Here is a 624-nt window from a genome sequence, read left to right as displayed (position 1 = left end):
CGCGGATGCGTTCCTTGAACCGCTCAATCGTTTTCGGGGCGAGCCGTAGGGTCCCCTGTCGGTTCGACAGGTAGCTGAATCCGAGAAACTTCCGCTTCCAAGGACGATCCACAGCGCTTTTCTCCCGATTGACCTTCAGTTTGAGCTTGCCTTCCACAAAGCGAATCACGGACTCCATCACCCGTTCTCCTGCCCGTTTACTTGCAACAAAGATGTTACAGTCGTCTGCATAACGGACGAACCGCAGGCCTCTGCGTGTCAGTTCCTTGTCCAAGTCGTCCAGCAGAATATTTGCCAACAGCGGACTTAATGGCCCTCCTTGCGGGGTTCCCTCTTCCGCGAAATGGACGACGCCGTTGATCATGACTCCAGCGTCCAGGTAGGCGCGAATCAGTTTCAAAACTCGCTTGTCTTTCACTTCCCGCGCCACTCGCGCCATCAGGATGTCGTGATTCACCCGGTTAAAGAACTTCTCCAGATCCATGTCGACCACCCAACGATATCCTTCCTGGATGAAGCGTTGGGCTTGCCGCACGGCATCGTGAGCCCGTTTGCCCGGTCGGAATCCGTAGCTGTACCATGAGAATCCACCGTCGAAGATGGGGGTCATCACTTGCAGAAGGG

At 55.4% G+C, this 624-nt stretch carries 1 protein-coding gene; it reads right to left on the bottom strand.

Annotated features, from left to right (window positions below; all coding sequences use genetic code 11):
* Window positions 1–624: reverse transcriptase domain-containing protein (locus AC4ED1_RS14710; RefSeq protein ID WP_490939880.1), on the bottom strand; the 624-nt coding region annotated here is incomplete at both ends.

This window comes from Effusibacillus sp. SKA8, from assembly GCF_058273125.1.
The sequence above is the reverse complement of the archived record's forward strand: the minus strand, read 5'-3'. Positions and strand labels throughout refer to the sequence as shown.